The sequence below is a fragment of the Rhodococcoides fascians NBRC 12155 = LMG 3623 genome, assembly GCF_001894785.1.
In the GTDB taxonomy this organism is placed as follows: domain Bacteria; phylum Actinomycetota; class Actinomycetes; order Mycobacteriales; family Mycobacteriaceae; genus Rhodococcoides; species Rhodococcoides fascians.
This window is the reverse complement of the sequence record NZ_BCWW01000001.1, coordinates 916,538-934,629: the sequence shown is the minus strand read 5'-3', so window position 1 is coordinate 934,629 and position 18,092 is coordinate 916,538. Positions and strand designations below refer to the sequence as shown.

The window sequence follows — 18,092 nt, the reverse complement described above, 5'->3', positions numbered from 1 at the left end:
GACGCAGTTCGCCCGTCAGATGGGCTGACGGGCGAGCTCCCACTCCAGTCTGGTGGGCGTATCGGAATCGAGTTTGTGCACGGCGTCGAACAACAGCTCGGCAGGCATCGGGCGACCGAGGTAAAAGCCTTGTGCTGCATCGCAACCCAGCCGACGAAGGGCGTCGAGGGTGCCTGCATCCTCGACGCCCTCGGCCATGATTCGCACACCCAGACTGCGGGCCAGGTCGATGGTCGAGCGAACGATGGACGCGTCGGTGTCGTCGGAGTTCATCTTCGAGACGAACGAGCGGTCGATCTTGAGGGTCTGCACCGGCAAGGTCTGCAGGTACGCCAGCGAACTGTAGCCGGTCCCGTAATCGTCGATGGCCAGAGTCACCCCCAGGTTGCGCAACGCGGTCAACGCAGCCACCGATCGCACCGGGTCGGTCATGGCTGTCGTTTCGGTGACCTCGAACTCCAGGGCGTGCGCCGGTACGGAGTGTTTCGCCAGTGCCGCGGCGACCTGTTCGGTGAGTGTCTCGTCGAGAAGATTCCGAACCGAAAGGTTCACCGAGACAGACAGAGTGATGCCTCGCCGTCGTAGTGCGCTGCACTGCGCGAGTGCCTCGTCCAGTACCAGTGCGGTGATGGCGGGCAACATGCCGGTGCGCTCGGCATCGGGGAGAAACGTCGACGGCCCGATCAGTCCCTCGCGAGGGTGCAGCCACCGCAGCAGAGCCTCGACCCGGTCGACGCTGCCCGACTCGAGATCGAGACACGGCTGGAAGAACACCCGGAGCTGATGGTCACGGATCGCCGTGTCGAGCTCGCCCAACAGTCGCATCTGATCGTGTCGGTTTCGGTCCATGTCGGGCTCGTACAGACCGATGCGAGCATGGCCTGCCTTCGCGGACGTCAATGCCACATGAGCTCGCTGCAACATCGCCTCGCCGTCGACGCCGTTCGTCTCGGACGCCCCCGAACACTCCTCGAACGCCGCTATCCCTACCGCCGCGTCGAGGGCGACGTTGATGTCGTGCACGAACATCGTTCTGCTGACCGCGAATTGGAGCCGATGTGCCATGTCGAAAATATCGGTCCTGCCCGGCATCCGACGCATCGCCACGACGAACTGATCGCCTCCCAGCCGCCCCACCAGATCGTCGGACCGCACCGAGGCGACGAGGCGATGGCCGATCTCGCGGAGCACGCTGTCGCCCACGCTGTACCCGAACGTCTCGTTGATCTGAGCGAAACGGTCGATGTCGACCACGAGCGTGAAGACGTCCGATTCGCCGCGCGTGGCGAGCATCGTGTCGAGGCGCTCCCGAAGCAGCCTGCGGTTCCCCAGTCCGGTAACGGCATCCGTTCGTGCCACGTTCTCGAGCACCGAAGCCTGCCTGCGCAGCGTTCCGAGGAAGCAGGCCATCCTGCCGCCGACCAGGGATATGACCAACGCAGAGGACAGCACGATCACCCAACCCCACTGCGCGACGGGCACTCCGCGAGCCAGTTGCACGGCCATGGCCGCCGGGGTGACGGCAACCGCGAGACCCAGACCGACGAATCGTGCTCGCCCGAACCTGAACGGACTGGGCCGCTCGATCCGTGCGACCGCCCGCTCCGGCACGAACAGCGCAACGACTCCGAAGCACACGTAGGCCGCCAGCCACAGCGTGTTCGGGATCAGCGAGCGGTAGAGCTCGACATCGTCGAGCCGAGAGTAGGTGGCGAAGTCGGACACGGTGAGAAGCACTGTGCCGATGGTGGCAGCCACGACCGGGATTCCGGTCGAACGCGTCAACAGATAGAGACTGCCGATGAGAGTGAGCAAGAACGCGTCGATGGTCAGGTAGACGGTCGCAGGCAGGAACGAGAGCATCGAGGCCAGCGGCCCCGTCCAGTCGCCGGGAACGACGAACATCCACGCGGCCAGACCGACGCCCACTGCGACCACCAGACATTCGAGCAGCTCTTCCAAACCGAAAACGAGCCCGTTCTCGTCGGCCGCACGCGCGAACCCCACAGCGATGATCACGTACCCGGCCAGAAACAGCACGTCCGCGGCCGAGAAAGTCGAGACCCGACCGCCCCCGTACTGCATCAGGGCGACCAAGCCGTCCCCCACGCCCCAACAGCCGACACCGAGGGCCATGTACTTCCATGTGCGCCGATCCGGACCGTGCTCGCGCAGGTACCGATAGACGAATGCCGCCATTGTGGCCAGGACCACGATTGCATAGACGATGTCGCGGGGTAATCCGTGCGGGGCTGCCGCGTGCGCTGCGACTGCGAGGGCACCCAGGCCTAGGAAGCGCGTCCACAACATGGTGGGCACATCCTTCCTAGGCTGGTCGTTACATTCCCCAAAGGTATGCAACAGCCGATCTAACCCGATGCTTGACCTCGATTCGGCACCGAACCATCCGTGGATGGGTCGATTCACGAACTATTTCAAACCTGACGACTGTTCGCCAGTCTCACATCGGGTGATCCGTTCGATCAGCCTTCGAGCGCGGCGTCCAGCGTGATCTCGACACCGGTGAGAGCCTTGCTGACCGGGCAGGTCTCTTTCGCTGCCTGCGCCGCCTTCGCAAACCCGTCGGCGTCGAGACCGTCCACCTCGCCGCGGACGGTCAATTTGATACCGGTGAGCTTGAAACCGGGCTGATCCGGACCGAGCGAGACATCAGCGGTGACTTCGAGACTCTGCGGAGTACCGCCCGCTTCTGCGATCAGCGCCGACAATTGCATCGCGTAACAGCTCGAATGAGCCGCTGCGATCAGTTCCTCCGGGCTGGTGGTGCCGTCGGCGTTCTCGGCGGCACGCTTGGGAAACGACACGTCGAACGTCGCTGCACCAGAACTGGACAGCTCCACCTGGCCGGAACCTTGTTCGAGAGTTCCATTCCATGCGGTGCGTGAGGTACGTGTTGGCATCGAACCGAGTCCTTTCGTCGTCGACCCTTCATAGGGCCGATACTCAGGCTAACGTCGGCGGGGTGACCGGGCCATCGAGTGCGGAGATCTCGACATGACGAACGAGCGAGCCACCAGTTGCCTGCGGCGAACAGCGATGATCGTGGCGGCGGCGCTCGTCTGGGGTGTCACGCTGTCGGCACCCGTCGTCGCCGATCCCCTGTCGGACTTCTACGACCTGCCGGTGGAATCGACGGGACATTCGCCCGGCGATGTGGTGCGAGTACGACCGATGAACTCGCCCAAAGGTTTCGGACTCGGCTTCGACATCGAACGAATCCTGTACACCTCCATCGATACGCACGGCGAACCCATGACCGTCTCCGGGTACACGATGACCCCCACCGCGCCGTGGCCCGGTCCCGGACCGCGACCGGTGATCGCCTACGCGCCCGGCACATCCGGGATGGCAGATCGCTGTGCCGGATCGGCGGTACTCGGTACCGTCGGGTCGTCCCCCGCCATCCTGCCGCTACTGCTGGCCGGCTATCGCATCGTAGCGACCGACTACCAGGGACTCGGCACTCCGGGCGGGCACACGTATCTGAACCGTCTGGCCTCGGGACACGCGTTGCTCGACGTAGCCAGAACCGCCGACGATGACGCGCCGGTGGTGCTGTACGGGTACTCGGAGGGTGGGTTCGCCTCGGCCTCGGCGGCCGAACTCGCCAATGGGTATGCCCCCGAGCTCAACATCGTCGGCGCCTATGTCGGTGCGCCACCGGCAGATCCGACGCTCAACATCGAGCCCCTCGACGGCACCACACTCGGCAGCGCCATCCTGTTCGCGGTCGACGGCATGATCAACGCCTACCCCGAACGTGCCGACGAGATCCGAAGCGTGTTCGACGCCGACGGCACCGCGCTGCTCGACGCCGCGCAGAATTGGTGCAGCACCGACCGCGCAGCGAACGACGCTATCGACACCAGCGAACTCACCCGCAACGGACGCCCACTCACCGAACACCTGAACGACCCCGGAATCGTCGACGTGATCGATGCGAACACCGTCGGCCGAATTGCACCGAGCATGCCGGTCTACCTGTCGCACGGCGTCGCGGACGACGTCGTACCGATCGAGCAATCCCGGGCTCTGCTCGAACGCTGGCAGGACCTCGGCGCCGACGTCACCTACCGCGAATACGACTTTCCGGTCGTCCCGATCACCGGCGCGAACCATGCACCCGGAGCCCTGGCCGCATACGCCGACATACTGCCCTGGATCGCCGACCTCGTTCACAGAACCGAGGCCTGATCTCAGCACCGAAATCAGGGTCTTCACCGAGGCGATCGCGGGGAGTTCCTTGATTCACTCGTGCGGCAACGCAGTTCGCCGACCGAGGGACGCCCATTCATGCGCATCGTGCACACACTGTTGACCGTGGCAGCCATCCTTGCCTCGATCTCTCCTGTTCCACCCGACACCGACGCCCGGTCGGACGTCGAGCACGTCGCCGACGTGTTGGGTCTGCCCGGAGTGGCGCTTCGCGTCGTCTCCGAAGGCGAGGTCACCGAGGACGTGACGGTCGGGATGGACGGAAACGGTTCCCCGATCGACGACGGCACACCCTTCGTGTGGGGTTCGGTATCGAAATCGGTGACGGCAGCAACGGTGCAGGCGCTCGTGGCCCAGCACCGTCTCGACCTGACCGATCTCGTCGAAGATGTTTTGCCCGAATCGAATTCGATCATCTCGGCCGACGCCACCGTTGCAGACCTGATCCACCACACCGGCGGGCTACCCCACGACGTCACCGCGTTGGACGTGTGGGGGAGAACAGAACGAGCCCTCGACGTGGTGCCCACCCTGCGGCTCACACCCGACGACCCGGGTTCGTTCCGCTACTCCAGCCTCGACTACCTACTGCTGCAAGCAATCGTCGAGAAAATCACCGACGAACCGTTCGCCGACGTCGTCGCCCGTGAAACCGGTGTGCACACCAGCGAAGCAGTGCCACCCGGTCACGTCCCGTTCTTCACCTTCCCTCGACGCATCGACACCGGAATCGACAACGCCGGGTTGGGCTACGGCTACCTCGCCGGATCCATCGACGAACTCTCACGCTACGCATCGAGCCAACTCACCACTGTGGCGTCGACCGGTCGAGATGCGGTGCCCACGGGGTCGGGACTGTCCTATGGATTCGGCTGGTACGTCGAAACCCTGCCCGACGGTACCGAGATGCGCTGGCACTCGGGGGCCGTTCCCGGCTACTTCACCCACGTCGCGCTCATCCCGGACCGCCACATGGCCGTAGTGTTCGCGACCAACCGATACGGCGAACTCGAAGCCGAACAGTTGGCCTCGGCGGCCCGCGCACTGGTTCTCACTCGACTCGGATTCGACGAGCCCCGCAGCACCGGCCCGGGCCTGTACGCCATGCTGTTGATCGGCTCGACCGCTGTCGCCGTGCTGCTCGCCGTGTGCGCGATCCGCATTCTGCTTCGCCGGCAAACCGCGCCCGGCCGGTGGGCACCTGCGCACGTCCTCATCGCTGTTGCTGCCGGAGGAGTGCTGTACTTCGCGACACCGACGCTCACCGGTGTACCCATCTCCACCCTGGGCCGTTGGGCTCCCGACGTGACAGTGCTGTTCTGGCTCGTGCTGTCGGAACTTGCCGTCATCGCCGTTGCTCTCGCTGTTCGCACCCTCCGTCAATGGACCCCTGCACACACGTCTGAACGGTGCAACGGCCCATTCACCCACGGAGGTGATTTGCGTGAATGAACCATTGCATGCGTCTGAGCGCTGCAGGGGTCCATTGACGCGAACGGGGGCGGGGGGCGGGTGTTGGTTGGCTTGTGGACATACGACAACGGGCGACCCTCCGAAGAGGATCGCCCGTTGTGTGGAGCTGTGAAACTTACTCGCTGTCGCTGTCTCCGGCGGCCTTGGCCAGGTCGACCGGGACCTCGTCGGGGACGATGATGGCTTTCTTCTCACCGCGGAACGTGAACTTCGCGTCCTCGCCAGCGCCTTCGCCGTCCCAGTTCTCGACGTCGACCAGGATGATCTGGCCGGCTTCGATTTCGCCGAAGAGGATCTTCTCCGACAGCTGGTCCTCGATCTCGCGCTGGATGGTGCGACGCAGTGGCCGCGCACCCAGGACGGGGTCGAATCCGCGCTTGGCGAGCAGAGACTTCGCCTTCTCGGTGACCTCGATCGCCATGTCCTTGTTCTTGAGCGCACCTTCGACTCGGTTGAGCATGAGATCGACCATCTGGATGATCTCGTCCTTGGTGAGCTGGTGGAACACGACGATGTCGTCGATGCGGTTCAGGAACTCGGGGCGGAAGTGCTTCTTCAGCTCGTCGTTGACCTTGAGCTTCATCCGCTCGTAGTTCGATCCGGTGCCTTCGCCCGAGGAGAAGCCGAGGCCGACTGCCTTCGAGATGTCCGAGGTACCGAGGTTCGAGGTGAAGATCAGCACGGTGTTCTTGAAGTCGACCGTGCGTCCCTGGCCGTCGGTGAGACGGCCGTCTTCGAGCACCTGCAGGAGGGTGTTGTAGATCTCCTGGTGTGCCTTCTCGATCTCGTCGAACAGCACGACAGAGAACGGCTTGCGGCGGACCTTCTCGGTGAGCTGGCCACCCTCTTCGTAGCCGACGTATCCGGGAGGAGCACCGAACAGACGCGACGCGGTGAAGCGGTCGTGGAACTCGCCCATGTCGATCTGGATGAGCGCGTCGTCCTCGCCGAAGAGGAAGTTCGCGAGTGCCTTCGACAGCTCGGTCTTACCGACACCTGACGGGCCGGCGAAGATGAACGAGCCCGACGGGCGCTTCGGGTCCTTCAGACCTGCACGGGTACGACGGATCGCCTTGGAGACGGCCTTGACTGCCTCGACCTGGCCGATGATCCGCTTGTGCAGCTCGTCTTCCATGCGGAGCAGACGGGTGGTCTCCTCCTCGGTGAGCTTGAAGACGGGGATGCCGGTCCAGTTGCCCAGAACCTCGGCGATCTGCTCGTCGTCGACCTCGGCGATGACGTCGAGGTCACCGGAGCGCCACTGCTTCTCCCGCTCGGCACGCTGACCGACGAGGGTCTTCTCCTTGTCGCGCAGGTTCGCAGCCTTCTCGAAGTCCTGTGCGTCGATGGCCGATTCCTTCTCCCGGCGTGCGTCGGCGATCTTGTCGTCGAACTCACGCAGGTCTGGCGGCGCGGTCATCCGGCGGATGCGCATCCGCGCGCCCGCCTCGTCGATGAGGTCGATTGCCTTGTCGGGCAAGAACCGATCGTTGATGTACCGGTCGGCCAGAGTGGCGGCAGCGACGAGTGCACCGTCGGTGATCGAGACGCGGTGGTGTGCCTCGTAGCGATCGCGCAGACCCTTGAGGATCTCGATGGTGTGCTCGACGGTCGGCTCGCCGACCTGGACGGGCTGGAAACGACGCTCGAGAGCGGCGTCCTTCTCGATGTACTTGCGGTACTCGTCGAGCGTGGTGGCACCGATGGTCTGCAGTTCGCCACGAGCCAGCTTCGGCTTGAGGATCGACGCTGCGTCGATGGCACCTTCGGCGGCACCTGCGCCGACGAGCGTGTGCAGCTCGTCGATGAACAGGATGATGTCGCCGCGGGTGTTGATCTCCTTGAGCACCTTCTTCAGGCGCTCCTCGAAGTCACCGCGGTAACGGCTGCCGGCCACGAGCGAGCCGAGGTCGAGGGTGTAGAGCTGCTTGTCCTTGAGCGTCTCGGGAACCTCGCCGTTGACGATGGCCTGAGCCAGGCCTTCGACGACTGCGGTCTTGCCGACACCGGGCTCGCCGATGAGAACAGGGTTGTTCTTGGTACGACGCGACAGCACCTGCATGACGCGCTCGATTTCCTTCGCGCGGCCGATGACCGGGTCGAGCTTGCCTTCGAGCGCGGCCTGGGTGAGGTTGCGTCCGAACTGGTCGAGAACCAGTGACGTCGACGGGGTGCCCGCCTCGCCGCGGCCGCTGCCGCTCTCGGACGGCTCCTTGCCCTGGTAGCCCGACAGCAGCTGGATGACCTGCTGGCGCACGCGGTTGAGGTCGGCTCCGAGCTTGACCAGAACCTGAGCTGCGACGCCTTCGCCTTCGCGGATCAGGCCGAGCAGGATGTGCTCGGTGCCGATGTAGTTGTGGCCGAGCTGCAGTGCTTCACGCAGGCTGAGCTCGAGTACTTTCTTGGCGCGCGGAGTGAACGGAATGTGACCGGACGGAGCCTGCTGGCCCTGGCCGATAATCTCCTCGACCTGGCTGCGTACTCCTTCGAGGGAGATGCCCAGCGACTCGAGAGACTTGGCTGCGACGCCTTCGCCCTCGTGAATGAGGCCGAGCAGAATGTGCTCCGTGCCGATGTAGTTGTGGTTGAGCATCCGGGCTTCTTCTTGAGCCAGGACGACAACACGCCGCGCGCGATCGGTGAACCTCTCGAACATCGCTCTCCCTCACTTCTTGGTGGGTGGTAGCTCGCCCACCAGTTCTTCCAGCTCCGCAGTGTCCATACGCTGAGGTCGCTTGTGCATTTGAAGGTAAGACTGATTCTCACTGTAGTTGGCCGACGTGACGAACGCCGACCCTCCACCCCTGAAATGCTGCGCAACCCCCAGCGGATACTTCACTGCTGCCTGCTTACTGTTCATAACGCAGGCACTTTGCAAAACGTTTCCCATTCGATGTCCGCTGCTGGCGAACAGCGGACATACCTCCCGATCAGGCCTGCGACGGCTTGACGATCGGAAACAGGATCGTTTCTCGGATACCCAGCCCGGTCAACGCCATCAGCAGACGGTCGATTCCCATACCGGTTCCGGTGGTCGGCGGCATTCCCTGTTCCATGGCCGCCAGGAAGTCCTCGTCGAGCACCATCGCCTCGTCGTCGCCTGCGGCAGCCTGACGCGCCTGGTCCTCGAAGCGCTCGCGCTGGATGATCGGGTCGATCAGCTCCGAGTAGCCGGTCGCCAGCTCGAATCCACGAACGTAGAGATCCCACTTCTCGGTGACGCCCGGCTTGCTGCGGTGCTGACGCGTCAACGGCGACGTCTCGACGGGGAAGTCACGAACGAACGTCGGTTCGGTCAACGCGTCGCCCACCTGGTGTTCCCACAGTTCCTCGACGAGCTTGCCGTGGCCGTAGATCGGGACGCCGTCCTTGCGGGGGACATCCAGCCCGACCTTGTCGGCGATCGCGAGCAGTTCGTCGACGGTGGTGTCGGGGGTGACGTCGAATCCGAGCGACTCCGACAACGACGGGTACATCTCGAGCGTCGTCCATTCGCCGCCGAGATCGTAGGAGGTGCCGTCGGGCAGAGTGACCACGGTGGATCCGAGTGCGGCCACCGCCACTTCCTGGACGAGTTCCCGCGTCATCTTCGCCGAGTCGTCGTACGTGCCGTAGGCCTCGTAGGTCTCGAGCATCGCGAACTCCGGCGAGTGCGAGGAGTCGGCACCTTCGTTGCGGAAGTTGCGGTTGATCTCGAAAACCTTCTCGATGCCGCCGACGACGCACCGCTTGAGGAACAGCTCCGGCGCGATGCGCAGGTACAGGTCCGTGTCCATCGCATTGGAGTGGGTGACGAACGGCCGGGCCGCGGCACCGCCGTGCAGCGTCTGGAGCATCGGGGTCTCGACCTCGAGGAAGCCGCGACGCTCGAGTGCGTTACGCAGTTCACGAACGACGGCGATGCGCTTGCGGGCGGTCTCTCGGGCCTCCGGACGCGTGATCAGATCCAGGTACCGCTGCCTGATACGGGTCTCTTCGCTGAGTTCCTTGTGCGCGACGGGCAACGGCCGCAACGACTTCGACGCGATCTGCCACGCATCTGCCATGACCGACAGCTCACCGCGACGAGAACTGATGACCTCGCCGTGCACGAACACGAAGTCACCGAGATCGACATCGGACTTCCAGGCTGCGAGGGCGACCTCCCCGACGCCTGCCAGGCTGATCATGGCTTGGAGTTGGGTACCGTCGCCCTCCTGCAGCGTGGCGAAGCACAGCTTGCCGGTGTTGCGGACGAAGATGACGCGCCCGACGACCCCGACGATCAGGCCGGTTGTCGTGTCGGCGTCGAGCTCGGGGAACTGGGTGCGGATCTCGAGCAGCGAATGGGTCCGCGGAACCGACACCGGGTACGCCTCGACCCCGCGCTCGAGCAACGAAGCGCGCTTGGCGCGACGAATCCGTAGCTGCTCCGGGGTGTCGTCGGCCGGCTGGGTAGAAGCTGTATCACTCACGCGCACACACTTTACAGTCCGAGACTGTCGGGACGATCAGTGCGCTGCGACGGCCTCGGCCTCGCGAACGCAGTGCTTGGCCTGCGTCAACACCCCGAGCAGCCCGGCCGACTTCAGTGCCTGATAGCCGCCGACCAGATCGGTGGCCTTGTGCAGACCCAGCAGCTTGAGCGACGCGGCCGCGAGCGAGGAGGTGTAGCCCTCGGAGCAGATGACGATCCACTCGACGTCGTGGTCGGTGGCGATCGCCAGCCGCGCGTCACTGGTGGGATCGAGACGCCATTCGAGGACGTTGCGTTCGATGGCCAACGCACCGGGCAGGGTGCCCTCGACTGCGCGCTGCGCCTGCGGGCGAATGTCGACGACGACCGCGCCGCGGTCGACAGCGTCACGGAGTTCGAAGACGGTCATGCGATCGATGGTCTCGCGAGCGGATTCGAGCATTTCGACGATGGTCATCTCGTGGCCTTCTCGGGTTCGGCGGTGAGCTCGCTGCGGGTCCGGCGCAGCGTGGCGCGCTCGGTCACTTCGTAGTACGACATCGCCGTCAGCGGCGGTGAGTAGGCGTGCACGCTGAGGGTGGGCCCGGTCGTGCTCGACGCCGGATCGTGCATCACGTCGTGCACCCATCCCAGCGGAAAGGCTGCCTGATCTCCCGCATCGAGATGACGTTCCTTCAGTTCGGTTCCCGCCCAACGGTATTCGAGCAAAGAACCACTCAGGACGGTCAATGCACCGAGCGATCCGGCGTGATCGTGCAGTTCGGTGGATCGCTCGGGAACCCAGCTGATCAACCAGACGTCGAGATCGTCGTCGGAGTGCAGGCGAGTGGCCCAACGCTCGTCGGTAGGCCACTGTCCACCGCCGGGAAGCAGGTGGTCGAAGCGACCCTCGAGGACGTCCGATGCGCCCTGATCGGTGATCCGAAGCAGGTCGGGAGGACGCAGCCGAGTCGGCAATGTCGAGACCGACCGCGAGGTCGAACGGGGTCGGGTGGGTGCAGAAAATACAGGTGTGGAAAGCATGAAGCTCTACTCCAGGGGTGTGTAACGAACGAGGCAGCGGTCAGCCTCGACAACACTCCTGGGTGGCCATGCACGTCATCACGCCGACGATTCTGACACACGAACGCCCGACGCGCTACCCCGCTTCACCGAAACACTCAGCGTGGCCGCCGCTGAAACATTCAGCGTGGCCGCCGCTTTGCCATGTTGCGTTCGTAGACCAGTCGCAGACCCTCCAGCGTCAGGTCGGGTTCGTGATGCTCGATGGTCGTCGACTCGGGCAGGATCAGCGCAGCGATGTCTCCGGTACCGATGACCGCGACGTCGGCGCCTTTGACCTCCGGCACCTCACGTCTGATGCGTCCGACGAGCCCGTCCACCAGGCCGGCGAAACCGAAGATGGTGCCCGCCTGGATGCACTCGACGGTGTTCTTTCCCAGCACCGATCGCGGCCGCACCATCTCGACCTCACGCAGCGTCGCGGTGCGAGTCGACATGGCCGAGGCCGAAATTTCGAGACCGGGCGCGATCGCTCCGCCGAGGAACTCGCCCTTGGCCGAGACGACGTCGACACACGTGGTGGTGCCGAAATCCACCACGATGCACGCCGAGTCGTACAGATCATGTGCGGCAAGGGTATTGACGATGCGATCGGCCCCGACCTCTTTGGGATTGTCGACCAGCAGCGGAACCCCGGTCCGCACACCGGGTTCGACCACCACGTGCACTACGTGATCCCAGTAGCGCACGAGCATCGTCCGCATCTCGCGCAGCACGGACGGCACCGTGGACAGAGCCGTCACCCCGGTGATTTGCTCGGCCTGTTCGCCCAACAACCCCCGCAGCATGAACGCCAGCTCGTCGGCCGTCACATGGGGGTCGGTTCGAATACGCCAGTCGCGCAGCAGTTTCGAGTGATCCCCGGTGCCGGTGAAGAGCCCGACCACCGTGCTGGTGTTGCGTACATCGATTGCGAGAAGCATCGAGTCAGACCAGCACGGAGTCGGCCCGCAGATCGCGCGGCGTGATCAGACCCGAACCGGCGGGCGCATGAGCCGGGTCGCTGCCGAGCTCGACCGGCCGGTTCTTGTCGTCGACGAACACCACCCGGGGTGCGTAGTCGGCAACCTCCTGCTCGTTCATGACCCCGTAGGCGATCAGGATGACCAGATCACCCGGATTCACCAAATGCGCTGCGGCCCCATTGATTCCGATGACACCACTGCCCCGCTCGCCGGTGATCACGTAGGTCTCCAGCCGCGCACCGTTGTCGATGTCGACAATGGTGACCTGCTCGCCTTCGAGCAGATCGGCTGCTTCCATCAGCTCCTGATCGACGGTCACCGAGCCCACATAGTGCAGGTCCGCGTGCGTGACGGTGGCGCGATGGATCTTGGACTTCATCATGGTACGAAACATCGTGTCACTCTCCACTTTTGGGATCGTCGGGGTATTCGAGAAAGCCCGTGCCGACTGCGACACCGACGTTGTCGATCAATCTCGTGGTACCCACCTTGGCCGCCACGAGCAGTCTGCCGTCCCCACGTTCGGGAGCCGGGCCGAGATGCGGGTCGCGCACTTCGAGGTAGTCGACCTGCACCAACGGCACCTGGTCGAGCACGGCACGCGCGGTGGCGATGATCGCCTCCGGACCACCGGCAGCGGCATGCGCCCCGGCCACGAGTGCAGCCGACAACGCCATTGCAGCGTCACGCTGTTCGGCATCGAGATACCTGTTGCGCGAGGACAGCGCCAGACCGTCCTGCTCACGGACCGTCGGGACTCCGATGACCGCGACGTCGAAGTTCAGGTCTCGCACCATCTGCCGGATCAACGTCAGCTGCTGGTAGTCCTTCTCCCCGAAGTACGCCCGATGCGGAGCGGCTATCTGCAGCAGCTTGGCCACGACGGTGAGCATTCCTGCGAAATGCGTTGGTCTGCTGGCACCTTCGAGTTCACTACCGAGCGGACCGGGATGGACCGTGGTGCGCGGCCCGGACGGGTACATGTCCGATGCGGACGGCGCGAAGACTAATTCCACGCCCTCGCCGCGGAGCAGTTCGACATCGGCGTCGAGGGTCCGCGGATAGGCGTCGAGGTCCTCCCCCACGCCGAACTGCAGTGGATTGACGAAAATCGACACGATCACGACCGCGCCGGTGAGCTTCGCCTGGCGCACCAACTGCAGGTGGCCGGCATGCAATGCGCCCATGGTCGGCACCAGAGCGACCTGCTTGCCGACGCCACGTAGGGCCTTGGACACCGACGTGATCACCGCGGGATCGTGGTGAACCGTCAACTGCCCCTTCGTGTAGCTGCCCGCGAGGGTCATCGCTTCCCTTCCAGAATCTCGATCAGTTCGGCTGCGGCACCGATACGTTGGGCGGACCGCAGCGACAGCGCACGGTAACCGGCGGCGATCCGTGGATCGACGGCCTCGAGCACTTCGAGGTGTTTGCCCACAGCCGCGGTATCGCCTCGGGCCACCGGGCCGGTCAGTGCGGATTGTCCGTTGCGCAGCGCATTGTCCAGTGCAGCTTCGAGCAGCGGAGCCAGAACGCGCTCGGGCACACCACGTTCGGCATCGGATCCAGGAAAACCCGGACCGGCCAACGCAACTCGCAGTGCCTCGACCGCGTCGACGACCAACGTCACGAGGTGATTGCTGCCGTGAGCCAACGCCGCGTGGTAGAGCGCCCGGTTGTTCTCGGGCACGTGCACCGGCTCGCCACCGATCTCGAGGACGAGGGCTTGGGCTACCGCGTAACCGATCTCGTCGCCCGCAGTGATGCCGAAGCACGCGGCCGTCATCCGGTCGGTGTCCTCGGGTCCGCCGCTGAATGTCATGGCCGGATGTATCGCCAACGGAACCGCGCCAAGGGCAGCCAACGGCTCCAGTACCGCGACGCCGTTCGCGCCGGAGGTGTGGGCCACCAACTTGCCCGGCGCGACCGCCCCGGTCGCGGCGAGACCGGCGACGATCGAGGCCAGTTCGTAGTCCGGCACCGCCAGAATCAGCAGTTCGGCGCGACGGGCAACCTCGTCGACAGGCAGAATCTGCGACTCGGGCAATCGATCACGTACTCGCTCGATGGATGCGTCCGATACCGCGGCGGCACCGACGACAACGTGTCCGACGCGTTCGAGCGCCTCACCGAATGCCGTACCGACACGACCGGCGGAGACGACACCCACGGTCAAGCGAGCCGGAGACAGACCACCAGTGAACCCTGATGAGGTCACCGAAATTTTCCTCTCGTTCGTTCCAGTCCCGCTCGGCGGGTACCAGACGTCCTGCAGGGAACAATAGCGACAGCGGCACCGAACGTGCCATGGGAAACCGGTGTGATCTGGTTCTCAGTCTGCGCGACGGCGACGGCGACGCGTGCCTGCGTCGGTGGTCGTCGTGTCGGCCGAATCGCCGCCTGCCAGCCCGGCCATGATCTCGGCGACGGAACGGCCGTTGGAGTGCGCGCCGGACGCCTCCTCGGGGGATTCGGCGCGCCTGCGTCCGCGTCGCGGTGCATCCGCCGTCTCCTCGGCAGGCGTGTCGTCGACGCGGTCGGCTGCGAAGAACGCATCGGCCGAATCTCGCAGAGAGCGGCGAGACTCCGGGTACGTGGCCGCTTCTTCGGCCGATTCGGGCTCGGGGGCCTGTTGAGCCAGGGCCTCCTCGACAGGTTCGGCGTCCTCGGCCGCTGCTGATTCGGCCGGTTCGGATTCGGCCGCAGGTCGACGCGTCTGCTCGAAGTTGTATGCGGTGAACGGCGAGGTGGGCGGGCTCACCCGCCCGGCCGGCCTCGGTGCCCCGTAGGGGCGTGACTGCGCGGCCGGCGGCTCGGTGCGGTCGTTCTGCCCGGCGTCGGTGACGTCGTCGGAACCCTCCGGTGCAGAACCCTGCTCGGCAGACGCGTCCTGTGCGTACCGGGAATCGGGGTCCGGTGCCGCCGTCGCACGGGGCATTTCGTCCGGATCCTCGGGGTAGACCACCGACGTCTCGGCGGTGACCGGCTCGTCGTAGGGCGTACCCACGCCGTTGAAGCCGGGGCCTGCGGGTCCGTTGCCGTTGCCGCCACCCCGTACGTACAACCCGGACGGTGCGGGCTGATAGCTGTCGTAGCCACGGCCACCGAGTTCCTGCATCCGCATCGCCTCGGCGCGCAGTGCGACCCGTTCGGTCGGTAGATTGCCCTCGAAGAGCACCTGCAGGTTCTGGCGCAGCGCGGCCAGTTCGTTACGCAGCGCAGCGACCTCGTCCGATTCCAACCGCGTCTCGTTGCGCACCCGGGCTTCGACGCTCATCTCGTACTCGCGTCGGGCCGAGATCTCGCGGGCGAGCTGCAGTTCGTAGACGGTCTGTAAGTCCTTGGCCTTGGTCTGATCCGCGGCCGCTTCCCTGCGGTACTTCGTCATCGCGAACGCACCGATCACCGCGGCCCACAGCGCCGAGAGCACCCCGACGCGCATCCACTGAACGCTTTCGCTGAACAACAACAGCACACTGGCGACGATGCCGAACACGACGAGCGCCGCGAGGAACAGCTGGCTCGCACTACGCCGCTTTCGGCGTCCCTTCTTGGCGCGAGTCTGATCTGTCATGTTCTCAAGGGTAACCGGCCTGTCGGTCGCATCTGGTCATCCCCGACCGATCACGTACACAACGAAGGTAACGATCGAGGGACGGATACGTTATCGGGAGCGCTCGTCGTCCCGATCTTCCGGGGTGCGGCAGCACTGCTCCAGCCACACCGCGGCGGCCACGACAGCAAGGCCCGCGACGAGGGCCACGATCGCTCCGGCTCGGTCAGCGGACGCCGCTCGCACCGTTGCCGCACGTGGCAATACGTACACCAGGAAGCCGACGCACACCCCCACCAGAGCGGTTCCCACCAGCAACGACGCCTTCGCCAACACCAGCGCCCGGAAGACCGTCAACGGATGCAGGTCGTGCAGACCGGTGCCCACTCGATGCTCGGCGATGCGATTGCGGACGATCACCGCGGTCACCACTTCCACTACCGCGACCAGATACAGCGACGCTCCGGCGTACACCGGGATCGGCGGAAACGAACCGTAGAAAACCCGCACCAGCAGCCACGTGCCCACTGCGGCGATCAGAAACAAACCCAAGACATCCCAGATCTTGGTGGGATTGGTCACCACAGTCGATCACCGTCGTCGTCGAGACGGACGACTCCCGCTCGCTCGTCCGTACTCAGACGCTCGAGCAGCTCGGATATCGGCACGTCCGTCCCGTCGACCCGAAGAGTGGCGTCGGGCTCGACGTCCAGCCACGGCAGCAGCACGAACGCGCGCTCGTGTGCACGGGGATGGGGAAGAATCAGGCGCGGGTCGTCACTGATGACGTCGTCGCACACGATCACGTCGACGTCGAGGCTGCGCGGTCCCCAACGCTGCACTCGAACGCGGTCCGCTGCCTCCTCGAGTTGCTGCCCCAGACGCAACCAGTCCCACGGGCCGTAGGCCTCGTCCTCGGCCACCACGATCGCGTTGAAGAAGTCCTGTTGCTCGACGCCGCCCCACGGAGCAGATCGATGCACGGCCGAGCACGCCACCACGCGCGAACCCAATTCGGTTGTGACAGAACGCAAGTGGCTCATCGAGTCGCCGATGTTGCTGCCGATCGACAGCACTGCACGGCTCACTTTCGCTCCCGATAGGCCACCACGGCAACGTCGCCGAACGTCAGGGGAATGGGAGCCGACGGCTTGTGCAGCACCACCTCCACCGCGTCGACTCGGGAGTCGTAACCGAGCACCACCTCGGCGATCTCGGCGGAGACCGTCTCGATCAGATCCCGGGACGGGCCCGCTACGACCGCCGCGGCATGTTCGGCCAGCTCGCCGTAGTGCAACGTCCGAGTCAGATCGTCGGTCTCGGCCGCGGGCGAGAGATCCATCCAGACGGTGATGTCGACGACGAAGTCCTGGCCGTCTCGCTTCTCGAAGTCGAAGACCCCGTGATTGCCGCGGACGGTCAGCCCGCGCAATTCGATGCGGTCACCGCGACGAGTCCCTGCAGCGGCACTGTTGATCTCGCTCATGCGCGACCACCCTGCCATGCCCGCACGACGGCCACCGCGTCGAGTGACGACCGGACGTCGTGCACCCGCACTCCCCACGCGCCGCCGGCGACGGCGAGGGCCGAGACGACGGCCGTCGCGATCTCCCGGCCGTCCGGTGGACGCGGTGAACCGTCGGGTTCGGCGAGGAGCGAGCCCAGAAAACGTTTGCGGGACGCACCCACCAGAACCGGGAAACCGGATTCCACCAGGGTGGGCAGTCCGCGCAGCAGCTGCCAGTTGTGCTCTGCGTTCTTGGCGAATCCGAGGCCCGGGTCCAGCACGATCCGCGACGCGTCGACCCCGGCGCTCACTGCGTGGTCGACCTGCTCGAGCAGTTCGCGGCGGACGTCGGCGACCACGTCGTCGTAGTGATCGGCCGGACCGGTGTGCCGGAACGCCGAGTCGGCGGCCCGCCAGTGCATCAGGATCCACGGCAGCCCGCCTTGCGCGACCACGCCGGCCATCGCGGGGTCGGCTCGACCGCCCGAGACGTCGTTGACGATCGACACCCCGGCCTCGATCGCCGCAGCGGCGACGTGTGCGCGCATCGTGTCGACGCTGGTGCTCACGCCTTCGGCGGCCAAGGCCGAGATGACCGGTACGACGCGCTGCACCTCGACCGACGGGTCGACGCGGTCCGCCCCGGGGCGCGTGGATTCCCCGCCGACGTCGACGATGTCGACTCCCAGCCGATGCATCGCCAGACCGTGTTCGACGGCCGCGTCGACGTCGAGGTAGCGACCGCCGTCGGAGAACGAATCGGCCGTCACGTTGAGAACGCCCATGACGATGGGCGCAGCGGGAACGGAGCGCGCGACATTCATCGTGATCGGACCGGAA

At 65.2% G+C, this 18,092-nt stretch carries 17 protein-coding genes; 2 read left to right on the top strand and 15 right to left on the bottom strand.

Annotated elements, in window-relative coordinates; translation table 11 throughout:
- Positions 1-15 precede the first annotated feature (15 nt).
- Positions 16-2,310: a putative bifunctional diguanylate cyclase/phosphodiesterase gene (locus tag RFA01S_RS04685; RefSeq protein WP_139278373.1), complete on the bottom strand. Its 2,295-nt coding sequence runs from the start codon at positions 2,308-2,310 to the stop codon at positions 16-18.
- Between the two features lie 173 nt (positions 2,311-2,483).
- Positions 2,484-2,921 carry an OsmC family protein gene (locus RFA01S_RS04680; protein ID WP_027494355.1) on the bottom strand — a complete coding sequence of 146 codons (438 nt, stop codon included), beginning with the start codon at positions 2,919-2,921 and terminating at the stop codon, positions 2,484-2,486.
- A gap of 94 nt (positions 2,922-3,015) precedes the next feature.
- Here RFA01S_RS04680 and RFA01S_RS04675 point away from each other — a divergent pair, with 94 nt between their 5' ends.
- Together RFA01S_RS04675 and RFA01S_RS04670 are read left to right on the top strand one after the other, a co-directional pair.
- The gene (locus RFA01S_RS04675) at positions 3,016-4,215 is read left to right on the top strand and encodes a lipase family protein (RefSeq protein ID WP_174557202.1); all 1,200 of its coding nucleotides are present in this window, start codon (positions 3,016-3,018) and stop codon (positions 4,213-4,215) included.
- A gap of 99 nt (positions 4,216-4,314) precedes the next feature.
- Complete coding sequence (locus RFA01S_RS04670; RefSeq protein ID WP_032406569.1) at positions 4,315-5,688, top strand: serine hydrolase domain-containing protein; 1,374 nt, start codon at positions 4,315-4,317, stop codon at positions 5,686-5,688.
- Between the two features lie 136 nt (positions 5,689-5,824).
- Here the strand turns inward: RFA01S_RS04670 and RFA01S_RS04665 are convergent, their stop codons facing one another.
- The 13 genes from RFA01S_RS04665 to folP all read right to left on the bottom strand — a co-directional run bounded on the left by RFA01S_RS04665 (position 5,825) and on the right by folP (position 18,076).
- Entirely contained in the window at positions 5,825-8,365 is a 2,541-nt protein-coding gene (locus RFA01S_RS04665) for an ATP-dependent Clp protease ATP-binding subunit (RefSeq protein ID WP_027494358.1), read from the bottom strand.
- 274 nt (positions 8,366-8,639) lie between these two features.
- Positions 8,640-10,163 (bottom strand): lysine--tRNA ligase, encoded by a 1,524-nt coding sequence (gene lysS, locus RFA01S_RS04655; RefSeq protein ID WP_032406647.1) that lies wholly within the window; start codon positions 10,161-10,163, stop codon positions 8,640-8,642.
- A 36-nt stretch (positions 10,164-10,199) separates the two neighbouring features.
- On the bottom strand, positions 10,200-10,622 hold the full coding sequence (locus RFA01S_RS04650) for a rhodanese-like domain-containing protein (protein WP_032364474.1): 423 nt from the start codon (positions 10,620-10,622) through the stop codon (positions 10,200-10,202).
- Complete coding sequence (locus RFA01S_RS04645) at positions 10,619-11,188, bottom strand: cysteine dioxygenase (RefSeq protein WP_080736027.1); 570 nt, start codon at positions 11,186-11,188, stop codon at positions 10,619-10,621. Before RFA01S_RS04645 ends, RFA01S_RS04650 begins: the two co-directional genes overlap by 4 nt.
- A gap of 161 nt (positions 11,189-11,349) precedes the next feature.
- The gene (locus RFA01S_RS04640) at positions 11,350-12,150 is read right to left on the bottom strand and encodes a type III pantothenate kinase (RefSeq protein WP_027494363.1); all 801 of its coding nucleotides are present in this window, start codon (positions 12,148-12,150) and stop codon (positions 11,350-11,352) included.
- A gap of 4 nt (positions 12,151-12,154) precedes the next feature.
- Positions 12,155-12,586, bottom strand: coding sequence for an aspartate 1-decarboxylase (gene panD / locus RFA01S_RS04635; protein WP_027494364.1), 432 nt, complete (start codon positions 12,584-12,586; stop codon positions 12,155-12,157).
- 4 nt (positions 12,587-12,590) lie between these two features.
- Complete coding sequence (panC, locus tag RFA01S_RS04630) at positions 12,591-13,499, bottom strand: pantoate--beta-alanine ligase (RefSeq protein ID WP_027494365.1); 909 nt, start codon at positions 13,497-13,499, stop codon at positions 12,591-12,593.
- Complete coding sequence (locus tag RFA01S_RS04625; protein WP_032406570.1) at positions 13,496-14,410, bottom strand: Rossmann-like and DUF2520 domain-containing protein; 915 nt, start codon at positions 14,408-14,410, stop codon at positions 13,496-13,498. The genes panC and RFA01S_RS04625 overlap by 4 nt, the downstream gene beginning before the upstream one ends.
- 114 nt (positions 14,411-14,524) lie before the next feature.
- Positions 14,525-15,766, bottom strand: coding sequence for a DUF6779 domain-containing protein (locus RFA01S_RS04620; protein WP_081371259.1), 1,242 nt, complete (start codon positions 15,764-15,766; stop codon positions 14,525-14,527).
- Positions 15,767-15,856: 90 nt separating this feature from the next.
- On the bottom strand, positions 15,857-16,327 hold the full coding sequence (locus RFA01S_RS04615; protein WP_032369421.1) for a DUF3180 domain-containing protein: 471 nt from the start codon (positions 16,325-16,327) through the stop codon (positions 15,857-15,859).
- Positions 16,324-16,833, bottom strand: a complete 510-nt coding sequence (gene folK, locus RFA01S_RS04610) for a 2-amino-4-hydroxy-6-hydroxymethyldihydropteridine diphosphokinase (protein ID WP_032406571.1) — start codon at positions 16,831-16,833, stop codon at positions 16,324-16,326. The genes RFA01S_RS04615 and folK overlap by 4 nt, the downstream gene beginning before the upstream one ends.
- Positions 16,830-17,231 carry a dihydroneopterin aldolase gene (gene folB, locus RFA01S_RS04605; RefSeq protein WP_045841635.1) on the bottom strand — a complete coding sequence of 134 codons (402 nt, stop codon included), beginning with the start codon at positions 17,229-17,231 and terminating at the stop codon, positions 16,830-16,832. Before folB ends, folK begins: the two co-directional genes overlap by 4 nt.
- The gene (gene folP, locus RFA01S_RS04600; protein ID WP_032406572.1) at positions 17,228-18,076 is read right to left on the bottom strand and encodes a dihydropteroate synthase; all 849 of its coding nucleotides are present in this window, start codon (positions 18,074-18,076) and stop codon (positions 17,228-17,230) included. The genes folB and folP overlap by 4 nt, the downstream gene beginning before the upstream one ends.
- Positions 18,077-18,092 lie beyond the last annotated feature (16 nt).

Coding starts and splice junctions, on each gene's coding strand:
- folP (WP_032406572.1), bottom strand. CDS start 18,076: ATGAATGTCGCGCGCTCCGTTCCCGCTGCGCCCATCGTCATGGGCGTT.
- RFA01S_RS04675 (WP_174557202.1), top strand. CDS start 3,016: ATGACGAACGAGCGAGCCACCAGTTGCCTGCGGCGAACAGCGATGATC.
- RFA01S_RS04645 (WP_080736027.1), bottom strand. CDS start 11,188: ATGCTTTCCACACCTGTATTTTCTGCACCCACCCGACCCCGTTCGACC.
- RFA01S_RS04640 (WP_027494363.1), bottom strand. CDS start 12,150: ATGCTTCTCGCAATCGATGTACGCAACACCAGCACGGTGGTCGGGCTC.
- RFA01S_RS04650 (WP_032364474.1), bottom strand. CDS start 10,622: ATGACCATCGTCGAAATGCTCGAATCCGCTCGCGAGACCATCGATCGC.
- RFA01S_RS04620 (WP_081371259.1), bottom strand. CDS start 15,766: ATGACAGATCAGACTCGCGCCAAGAAGGGACGCCGAAAGCGGCGTAGT.
- RFA01S_RS04680 (WP_027494355.1), bottom strand. CDS start 2,921: ATGCCAACACGTACCTCACGCACCGCATGGAATGGAACTCTCGAACAA.
- RFA01S_RS04685 (WP_139278373.1), bottom strand. CDS start 2,310: ATGTTGTGGACGCGCTTCCTAGGCCTGGGTGCCCTCGCAGTCGCAGCG.
- panC (WP_027494365.1), bottom strand. CDS start 13,499: ATGACCCTCGCGGGCAGCTACACGAAGGGGCAGTTGACGGTTCACCAC.
- panD (WP_027494364.1), bottom strand. CDS start 12,586: ATGTTTCGTACCATGATGAAGTCCAAGATCCATCGCGCCACCGTCACG.
- folB (WP_045841635.1), bottom strand. CDS start 17,231: ATGAGCGAGATCAACAGTGCCGCTGCAGGGACTCGTCGCGGTGACCGC.
- RFA01S_RS04670 (WP_032406569.1), top strand. CDS start 4,315: ATGCGCATCGTGCACACACTGTTGACCGTGGCAGCCATCCTTGCCTCG.
- RFA01S_RS04665 (WP_027494358.1), bottom strand. CDS start 8,365: ATGTTCGAGAGGTTCACCGATCGCGCGCGGCGTGTTGTCGTCCTGGCT.